Annotated in this window: 9 protein-coding genes and 1 pseudogene; 7 read left to right on the top strand and 3 right to left on the bottom strand. The window is 30.7% G+C overall.

What is annotated here, in order from left to right; all coding sequences use genetic code 11:
* Window positions 1–261 precede the first annotated feature (261 nt).
* The 3 genes from V5784_RS05555 to V5784_RS05545 all read right to left on the bottom strand — a co-directional run bounded on the left by V5784_RS05555 (window position 262) and on the right by V5784_RS05545 (window position 3,095).
* Window positions 262–513: an ABC transporter permease gene (locus V5784_RS05555; protein ID WP_336888052.1), complete on the bottom strand. Its 252-nt coding sequence runs from the start codon at window positions 511–513 to the stop codon at window positions 262–264.
* A 54-nt stretch (window positions 514–567) separates the two neighbouring features.
* Window positions 568–1,083 (bottom strand): ATP-binding cassette domain-containing protein, encoded by a 516-nt coding sequence (locus tag V5784_RS05550; protein WP_336888051.1) that lies wholly within the window; start codon window positions 1,081–1,083, stop codon window positions 568–570.
* A 146-nt stretch (window positions 1,084–1,229) separates the two neighbouring features.
* Window positions 1,230–3,095: a transglycosylase SLT domain-containing protein gene (locus tag V5784_RS05545; protein WP_336888050.1), complete on the bottom strand. Its 1,866-nt coding sequence runs from the start codon at window positions 3,093–3,095 to the stop codon at window positions 1,230–1,232.
* A gap of 290 nt (window positions 3,096–3,385) precedes the next feature.
* On the opposite strand from V5784_RS05545, the gene mutL reads away from it, so the two are divergent.
* The 7 genes and pseudogenes from mutL to V5784_RS05510 all read left to right on the top strand — a co-directional run.
* On the top strand, window positions 3,386–5,311 hold the full coding sequence (gene mutL / locus V5784_RS05540) for a DNA mismatch repair endonuclease MutL (RefSeq protein WP_336888049.1): 1,926 nt from the start codon (window positions 3,386–3,388) through the stop codon (window positions 5,309–5,311).
* Window positions 5,312–5,438: 127 nt separating this feature from the next.
* Window positions 5,439–5,909 (top strand): 23S rRNA (pseudouridine(1915)-N(3))-methyltransferase RlmH, encoded by a 471-nt coding sequence (gene rlmH, locus V5784_RS05535; RefSeq protein WP_336888048.1) that lies wholly within the window; start codon window positions 5,439–5,441, stop codon window positions 5,907–5,909.
* 10 nt (window positions 5,910–5,919) lie between these two features.
* Window positions 5,920–6,309 carry a hypothetical protein gene (locus tag V5784_RS05530; protein ID WP_336888047.1) on the top strand — a complete coding sequence of 130 codons (390 nt, stop codon included), beginning with the start codon at window positions 5,920–5,922 and terminating at the stop codon, window positions 6,307–6,309.
* A gap of 3 nt (window positions 6,310–6,312) precedes the next feature.
* On the top strand, window positions 6,313–6,675 hold the full coding sequence (locus tag V5784_RS05525) for a DUF1934 family protein (RefSeq protein WP_336888046.1): 363 nt from the start codon (window positions 6,313–6,315) through the stop codon (window positions 6,673–6,675).
* Between the two features lie 87 nt (window positions 6,676–6,762).
* Window positions 6,763–8,307, top strand: a complete 1,545-nt coding sequence (locus tag V5784_RS05520; protein WP_336888045.1) for a hypothetical protein — start codon at window positions 6,763–6,765, stop codon at window positions 8,305–8,307.
* A complete protein-coding gene (gene lysS / locus V5784_RS05515) occupies window positions 8,291–9,784 on the top strand; it encodes a lysine--tRNA ligase (protein WP_336888044.1) in 1,494 nt (497 codons plus the stop codon). Before V5784_RS05520 ends, lysS begins: the two co-directional genes overlap by 17 nt.
* 124 nt (window positions 9,785–9,908) lie before the next feature.
* A pseudogene (locus V5784_RS05510) lies at window positions 9,909–10,038 on the top strand (IS3 family transposase); the annotation flags it as partial.

The following is a 10,038-nucleotide window of genomic DNA, read 5'->3' as shown; positions in this document are numbered from 1 at the left end:
TTCATATATGCTAAAATGTTTATATCCTTTTTTCATAAATTAACACCTTTAATGTTTGTTGTCGTAACTACATTATATCGGTTTTTATGAAAAAAGGTCTTTTTTTATTTCAAGTGGTCGACTTGAAATGATTATACACCTTGGGTAAAAAAGCTATTTAAAAATATAATCTGTCCCTGCAATAAATTCCCTAGAAGCACCCCACTGACAGGAATAATATATCTGGATTCAAAAAAATTAATACAGGGTATAGATTATAATCTACGATAAAAATATAGATCCAAATAGGGGAAAGGTGAATTTTTTACAGTTTAATTTAACTATATCTACTGTAGAGATAGATGCAACCAGCACCATGATAAAGATATAAGTAAAGTTTACAGTCCAGTTATTAAATTTGAAGATATATTCTAGATAGACGCCGACTAAAAATAACTGAATAATCATCCGTCCAATTGAGGTGATAGTCCCCTTTATAAGGTTCACTCTAAAAAATTTCAATCCTAAAATCAATAAAAAAGCGGTATTAGAAGTAATGAAATATTGAAAAAAGATATATCCATAAGATCACCATCCCATTACTTCAAACTCGTCATAATCCAGCCATTGGTTATCGTGGGAGGAAACTATAACGGTTTTATTTAAGTTTTTTATGATCTCGATAACTTTTATTTTTAAATTATGGTCCAGCCCGGAGGTGACCTCATCTAGGAGGAGGATTTCCCTATCTAAAAGTAAAACTAATATAAGTGCAATTCTTTGCTTTTCTCCTCCAGATAAAAGTGAAGGAGATTTTTTTAATATGCCTTTATCTAGATCAAATTTTCCTAAGAGTTCATAGAGGGAAGCATTAGATAACTTAATACCTTTGTTTTTCTGAAATGAAAATATAAGCTCTATATATTTTTCTACACTTTCTTCAGTAAAGGAGATATTTTGACCGATGTAGGCAATTTTTTGACGGAAGGCATCTATATTATTCTGTCCTAAAACTTCTCCGTCTATGATGACTTTTCCGCTATCCATGGGAATGTAGCCCATTATTACCTTTAGGAGGGTACTTTTTCCCGATCCAGAAGGCATCTTGAGGAGAATTTTTTTATTTTTTTAATGTGTAAATTTAAGTTTAGAAAGATTGGCTGCTGTTTTAACTTTAAATTTACTTCCTCTAGTTTTATCATAAGAACCTCCCTACATATTTTCTTATCTTCCCTTCTACTTTTTTTTCTTTAATCTTTATAAAGACTTTTATACTTATAATAGTTGGTAATAACTCTTTTTATAAATTCTTGTGAGTCTGGATATGGTATCTGTTCTACATCAATATCTCCGTTTTTATCTAATTTCCAGTTGGAGATCAGTTCCTTTCCATCGTGAAAACTGGCGATAGTTAGGCTAATATTATCATCGAAATTAGATAGAAGATATTCTAGATGTCTAACTCCAATACTAATATTTACTTCAGGGTCTAGAAGATTTTTAGTAGTTATATTGGGGTCATATAGTCTAGCCGTTTTAAGATCTAACTGCATAAGTCCAAAAAAAGTACTTTTAAAGATAAGGTTTGAATCAAATTTACTTCCTTCTTTGATAAGACTGAAGATAAGAGTCTCTTCCACATCGTATCTTTTACTATATTCTTTTACTAGATCATCATAATATCTAGGATATAGATAGGGATAAAGGTTTGAATATTTAGAAAACTCTTCCTCAGCAGAGATGGAAGATTTCATAGCAAAATCATATAATTTTATTTTTTCCAAATAAGATGTTTTGATAAAGGTCTCAAAAACCTTATCTTCAGGGAAATTGAGGATATCGGACTCAATGATAAGTAACTGTGGCTCACCGAGTTCAGCTAGTTGATTTAGGACAGCCAAGGAATCTTTGTAGACACGCCTCTTATAATTTATAGGGTATTCTTCCAGAACTCTAGTAGTTTTAGTGATGTTGAAAGCCACTTGGTAGTAGTAGGAGTTCAGGTTGTGTTTAATTATCCAGGTTAAATAATTTGGATTTTTACTTTCGCTGTAGAGCATATTTCTATAATATGCAGCCAAGTTGGAATTTGGGTAAGCTTGTATATATTTAATTGCGGATTCCTTAAATAGATCTATTTGAGATGATTTAAAATAAGATCTAGTTAGGAGTTCGTGAGCCTTGTCATTATTTAGTTTTTTACTCCATAGAATAGCTTTTTCATAATTTTCCAAAATAAAGTAAGTTCTTCCGATGGAATAGATGGATCTTTCCAAATACGGAGATCTATCTACTAATTTATATTTTTCAATGGCCTCCAAAGGTTTACTTGATTTTTTTAAGGCATTTCCCCAAAAATAATAGTAATCAGAATCTGTATTCCCCGAACTGAATTGATTTTCTATGAGTTCGATCATCAGATCATATTGGTTTGTTTCCTCTAAGATATTAAGGGTGTCGATAACAATCTCCTTATTATTAGGGGATGAATTAATTGATTCTTTATAGGCTTTATAAAACTCTAAAAAGAGCCCTTTTGAATAGAGATAGTGTCCTATCATCTTTAGATCGTCGTCTTTTAATTTGTTTATATTTTTATAATTATTTTTGTATTTAATCTCCAATATATAGCTGTAGTAAGGATCTTTAGAGGCAAGGATGTTGAGAGTTTTTTTTTCAAGGGGCTCTAAATCAGGGGAATAATAATCTTTTATGAGGGTCAAATACTGGTATTGTGCATTGGTAGAGTATCCCAAACGAGAGTAGATCTCACCCAAATAAAAACCTCGTTTAAATTCAAAATAATTAGATTTTTTAAATCCTGGAAATTTTAAATATTTAGGAGTATAGATAGATGAATCCAAATATTTGAGAGCATTTTTTAATTCCCCGATCTCATAGTAGTTCATGGCGATATAGTAATCGGGATAATGAGAATCAACTAGTTTAGAGTCACTATAGATCTCTATAAAATTTTCAAATTCTATTTTTGCCTGATCAAAGTTTCCATTGAGATAATGATTCTTTGCCTGTATAAAAGCCTTATACCCTCCTATATCATCTGATGGAAATATAGTAGTAAAAATAAGTATATATAGCAAGATAATTTTTTTCATGAGAATCTCCTTTTTAATCAGTATTTGAATTTTCGCATTATTAAAACTCTTAATCTAGTCTTTACAAGATTTTGATCACCGAAAAATATCAGTAAAAATGTAATATTAATTAGAGTATACCATAAAAGTAGTAGATTCAGATTAGGCAATAAAAAGTGGTTTATTTTTTTAATTTTAAGTCTCAAAAATAAGGTATAATAAATTAAATCATTAAAATAAAAAAGAAATAGTCAGAATTTTATAATTTTGCTATAATATTAAAGCTATTTTTTAAAAGGGGTAATATTATTATGAGTAGGATAAGAATACTAAATGAAAGTGTATCTAATATAATCGCAGCAGGGGAAGTAGTCGAGAATCCAGCTAGCATGATAAAGGAGTTGATAGAAAACTCATTGGATGCAGGAGGAGAATCTATTAGAATAGAGGTGAAAAATAATGGTCGAGATGTAAGGCTAGTTGATACAGGGATGGGAATGGGAAAGGAAGACCTATTTTTATGTGTGGAGAGACATGCTACTAGTAAGATTAAAGATAAAGAGGATATCTTTAATCTTACTAGCTATGGATTTAGAGGTGAAGCACTGGCCTCCATCGGATCTATATCTAAGATGATTATTTCCAGTAGAACCAATGATTCTAAGGCTGGGCATAAGATAAATTTAAATGCCGGTAAGATTACTAAATATGAAGAGATATCTAGAGCAGCTGGAACAGAGATAGTTATTAAAGATCTGTTTTTTAATATTCCAGCAAGACTTAAATTTTTGAGGAAAAAATCTACGGAATATGCACGGATAAGGGAGATTGTTTTAAAGGAAGCTCTCTACAATACCGAGGTTTCATTTTCTTTACTTTTAGACGGAGGGGAAGTTGTGAAAACTAGTGGTCGTGGTATAGAAAATACGATTTTAGAATTATTTGGTAGAAACACACTAAAAAATTTAACAAAATTTTCCTTGGGGTACTGGGGAAATATGAACCTCCTAAAATCTAATAGAGACTCTATATATACATATGTAAATGGCAGATATGTCAAATCCAAAACCATTGAAAAAGCTGTTTTAGATGCTTATTATACTAAATTAGTCAAAGGAAGATACCCTTTTACTATAGTATTTTTTGATATCTCACCCGACTTGGTAGATGTCAATGTTCACCCCTCTAAAAAAATCGTTAAATTTGTGGATGAAGATGGCGTATACAAGGAAATATTGGATCAGTTGACCGATGCTATCTATAGAGATGACAGGAAAAACTCCATCTCTTTAAAAATTGAAGAAGATGGGGAAGAAAATCTAAAAAAAAATAACCTGTTAGATTTTGAAAAATTGGAAATTTTAATAACTCCCGGGGTAAATAAAGTGATGAAAACAGAACAGCCAGTCCTGATAAAAGAGGAAAAATTAGAAAATAAGGTAAGAGAAAGGATTGCTAAGGCTAATAGGTATAGCCGAGAATATGAGACAACTCTTCCTTTAGATATTTCTCCTTTGGAAATAAAGGAAAGTAAAATTGACGATGAAGGTGAAAAAATTGAGAGTAGAGAAAATGAAATTCCTCTAGAAAAGGGAAAGGAATCCATTGAAATCGAAAAGACCCTTATGGCAGAAAAGCGAAATGACGGTGGCTATAAAAATCTAAAGGAAGAAAATAAGGTCAAGAGTGATTATAGAGTTTTAGCCCAACTTCATAGTATGTATATCCTGGTTGAAACAGGGGAAGAATTAGAGATCTATGATCAACACATTGTCCACGAGAGGATTCTATATGAAAAATTGAAGGATAAACACTACAACAAAAAAATATCTGTTCAAAACTTGTTAGTCCCTATAAAATTGGAGTTGAATGGATATGAAACTGAGATTGTAAGAGGTAATTTGGATTTGTTCAGTGAATTTGGATTTGAGGTAGAGGAATTTTGTGACAATGAAATTTTAATTAGAGGAGTTCCTATATTCAACTTTAGAGTCAGTGTAGAAGATACATTTAGAAACCTGTTAGAAAATTTAGGTGGTGGTGACCCGAGGGAAAAAGTGATCATCTCTATGTCTTGTAGGAATGCTATAAAGGCAGGTGAAAAATTGACTCTGGAGGAGATGGAAACTATGATATCGGATCTACACAAGATCGGAAAATATACCTGTCCCCATGGAAGACCAATAATACTCAAGATGACTTTTGATGATATGAATAAAAAATTTAATCGAAAATAATATTTTGGGAAAAAAAGATCTGTCTAACGTCTCAAAAATAGTGAAAAGAAAAAAAATTAATATAGGGAAATTCACACTTTTTGTGTAGAATTAATTAGGGATAAAGGTCTTGAGTAAGGAGCTAAAGATGGTAAATGTAAATATTATTTGCGTAGGAAAGGTAAAAGAAAAATATATTAATATGGGAATAGATGAGTTTAGGAAAAGGTTGTCTGCCTATACAAAATTAAAAGTTATTGAATTAAAGGAAGATGGAAACGATAATAATAGAGACCAATCTATGGAGAGGGAAGCCAAACAAATAATAGAGACCATCTCTAAAAATAGAGGGTATTCTATCTTGATGGATATAGGTGGGAAAAAGTTTTCATCGGAAGAAATGTCTAAAAAAATAGAGCAAATAACAGTTAACGGGAATAGTATGATCAACTTTATTATTGGTGGATCCTATGGGGTAACTAAGGAAGTTAGGAGTGCTGTAGATTTAAGGATGAGTTTTTCAGACTTAACATTCCCTCATCAATTGATGAGACTTATATTGTTTGAGCAGGTTTATCGTTGGTTTAGTATATTAGGAAATAGTAAATATCATAAGTGAGGTGGGAAAAATGTATGCTGTTGGAGAAAATTTTGAGTATATGATAGAAGATATAGAACATGATATATCTGTAATAGGGGATATAATGATGTTTGGAGATGAATATTTAATAGGAGAAAACCTAGATGGAAAGAGGTTTGTTTTTATATATATAGAAAATGAAGAGATAGTACAGTTAGTAGAGGAAGAGGATGAAGCGTCAGATATGCTAGATAACTGGGAAGAGGAGTATTATGCCGGAGGAACAAATATTGGCGACTGGGATGATGACTCATACTATGAAAGGGAAGATAGAATAACTACTGGTTCCGGTGATACAGAAGAATATATAGAGGATGAAGATTGCTCTGAAAGTGAAGAAGATGTGGATTCATTTATATCTGGTTTGATGGGAGGATAATAGATGAAACTAAGGATAAGAACAACAGATAGTTTTGGAGAAAAGTATGAGGCTACCTTTGATGCCATAAGAGAAGATAATGAAATAGGTGTTAAATACACATATTCCGATGAATATGCAAAGGTGAAAATATTTGTCTTGAAGGATAAAGTGCAGATAGTAAGAGATGGGGATATAAAGAGCAATAAGCTTTTGAAGGTAGATCAAAAGACTTCTTTTTCCTATAGAGCATCGTATATGAATAGAAATTTTGAAATTTTTACAAAATCTCTTATCATCGAAGATAAAAAAATTAATGCTATATATTCTATAATTGAAGGGGATTCAGTGATCAATGAATTGACCCTAAAGATAGATGAACTATAATTTATGGTAAAAATATAAAAAATTTGATATAATAATAGGGTAAGAGATTGCTCTATTTTTATTTTAAATTAACTTTTGGAGGATGAGATGAAAAAAATAATATTATTTGTAACCATCTTATTTGGGGTTAGTATAGGATCTTATGGTGCTGTGAAAAATTCTGAAAAAATAGGTGAAGTTAATAAAAAAATAATTAAACAATTATCTTTATTCTATGGAGGTTATGAAAATATATATTCAAGTGGTATCAATAGACAAAATATTAATTTTATTTTGGGAGAGATTGAGCCCAAAGGAGTTAAAAAGGTTGAATATGATTTTGAGAGTATTCCAAACGGGAAGGTAATAAATCTAGCTTTAGATGAAAAAATTGAATTTAAAAATATATCAGAGATAAAAAAATTGAAAGTAGTAGAAAAAACATATAAAAATTCCCTAGTAGATCTAAAAAAACAAGGAGAAAATCTGAGTATGACTTTTTCTAGTGTAGGGGAGTATAAAATATCTTTTACAGAAAAAAATCAGATGATTAAAGAGATAATTTTTAAGAAAAGCTCAAAGTATCAACCGTTTCTCGAAGACATTGAAAACAATATAGAAAATTCCTATAATGACGGGGATTTTAAGTTTTTAAATAAAAATTTATTACTTTTAGAAACTTTTTTCCCAGATTCAGAGGAGATAGAAAAAGGTCTTTTTTATGCTTTGGAGTTAAATGAAAAAAATAAAAACTATTATAAGGTGAGAAATATCTCGAAAATATTGGTGGGTAAGTATAGATTGGACGATGAAAAAAAGGCAGAAATAATAAAAATCTATCTAAATGCCCTGAAAAAATTAGATGAAACAGAGGAATATTTAGGGTTTTTAGAAAAATTATCCACCTATGATAAAAAATATGAACTAGAATATTTGGATGCTTCTATAGATTATAAAAACTATAGTTTAGAAGCTGTTAAATTAGCTGAAACTCAAATTTTAATTGAACCTACTCCAAAGATCACAGAATATTTAGGAGATTATCATTATCAGTTAAAAGATTACGATGGGGCAATAAGCTACTATAGAATAGATGAAAATTTAGAAAAAATGGCTCTAATATATCTGGAAACAGATGATAAAAAAAACTATGAAACACTAAAATTAGAGGTAACGCCTGAACAACAGGAAAAAATAAAACAAATAGAAATAAAATATTTAGATAGAAAAAAACTTGAAAAATATATTGGAACTGCTGAAAAATATGCCCGTGAGGGAAGACTGCAAGAAGCTGAGCTATACTATAAACGGTCTCTAGAAAAAGATATATCATCTGATTTGAAAAGTAATATCTATTATAAACTGACAGATCTATATTATAATCTAGATGAATTTGAGTTAGCAGAAAAAAACTTGAAATTTATAGATATTAAAGTTTTAGATGAGGAATATTTTGGAGGGTATTATTATTTAGGTGGGATGATCTACTATAATTTAGAAAAATATCATGAGAGTTCCGAGCATTTTAAATCATTGATTAAAATTTTTCCAAACACTACCCTCAGTAACAGGGGTAGAATATATATATTAAAAATAGAAAAACTAAAAAAAAATAAATTAGAGAAAGAGGTAGAGGATGAATCAAACAGCTGAAAACAATGACCACATTGTCCAAGACAAGTGGAACAAGGTAGAAGAGATCAAAGCAATGGGAATTGAACCATTTGGAAGAAAGTACAATAAGATAAATATGGTAGAAGATATTATAAACTCAGAGGTTGAGTTTGATAAAAATCCTGACAATTATAATGAAACATTTCAAACTGCAGGAAGAATCATGGCATTTAGACCAGCAGGGAAAAAAGCAGTATTTGGTCATATTGAAGACCAGACTGGAAGAATTCAATTTTATATCAGAAAAGATGTAATTGGAGATAAAGCATTTGAAGTAATGAGTAAGGTTGGAACTGGAGATTTTATCGGAATCAAAGGTGGGGTATTTAGAACAGGTAAGGGAGAATTCACACTAAGAGCCATTGAATTTGAATTTTTATCTAAAAATATCAAACCATTACCAGATAAATTCCATGGATTAACAGATGTAGAAACTAGATATAGACAAAGATATGTAGACCTTATCATGAACAGAGAGGTAAAGCAAACATTTATAACTAGAACAAAAATAATTAGTTTCATAAGAACATTTTTGACTAAAAAAGATTTCTTAGAAGTAGAAACTCCTATCATGCATCCAATCGTTGGTGGAGCTTCGGCAAAACCATTCGTAACACATCATAACGCTTTAGATATGGAATTATACTTGAGAATAGCTCCAGAATTATATCTAAAAAGATTAATTGTTGGTGGATTTGACAAGGTATTTGAAATAAATAGAAGTTTTAGAAATGAGGGAATATCTACTAGACATAATCCTGAATTTACAATGATGGAACTGTATCAGGCATATGCTGACTTTGAAGACATAATGGATCTTACAGAAGAGATCATTACAAGTACTGCAAAAGAAGTACTTGGAACAACTGATGTTGTATACAATGGTAAGGAAATAAAATTAGAAGGTTTTGCAAGAATACATATGGTGGACATAATAAAAGATGTTACCGGTGTAGATTTCTGGCCTGAGATGAGTGTAGAAGATGCTAAAGAATTAGCAAAAGCAAATGAAATACACTTAGCTTCTCATATGGATACAGTAGGGCATATCATCAATGAATTCTTTGAGCAAAAATGTGAGGAGACAATAGTACAACCTACATTTGTAATGGGTCATCCAGTAGAGATTTCTCCACTAGCGAAGAGAACAAAAAATGATGGTAGATTTACAGATAGATTTGAATTATTTATCGATGCAAGAGAATATGGAAATGCATTCTCAGAGTTAAATGACCCAGCTGACCAAAAATCAAGATTTATGGACCAAGTAGCAGAAGCTACAAAAGGTAATGACGAAGCAAATGCAGTTGTAGATGAAGATTATATCAATGCATTGGAATACGGTCTTCCACCAACAGGAGGATTAGGAATTGGTATCGATAGATTAGTAATGTTATTAACAGGAGCTGAATCTATTAGAGACGTATTATTATTCCCACAGATGAAAAAGAAATAATAATTTTAAGGGTGTAGAGAGATCTATGCCCTTTTTGTTTGTAAAAATAAAACTTTACCTATATAATGGTCGGATAAATTCATACAAAGAGTGTTTAACCTTAAGCAAAAAAATAGGGGACCAAAAGTTTAAATACTTGTTAAGAGAACTTCAAATAAACAAAGTTAATCAAGTGTGGTCAACGGATATAACATATATTAATACTCCATATGGACACGTATATTTATCAGCGATAATTGATGTTCATAGTAGAT

This window comes from Psychrilyobacter sp., from assembly GCF_037132775.1.
Taxonomy (GTDB): Bacteria; Fusobacteriota; Fusobacteriia; order Fusobacteriales; family Fusobacteriaceae; genus Psychrilyobacter.
The sequence above is the reverse complement of the archived record's forward strand: the minus strand, read 5'-3'. Positions and strand labels throughout refer to the sequence as shown.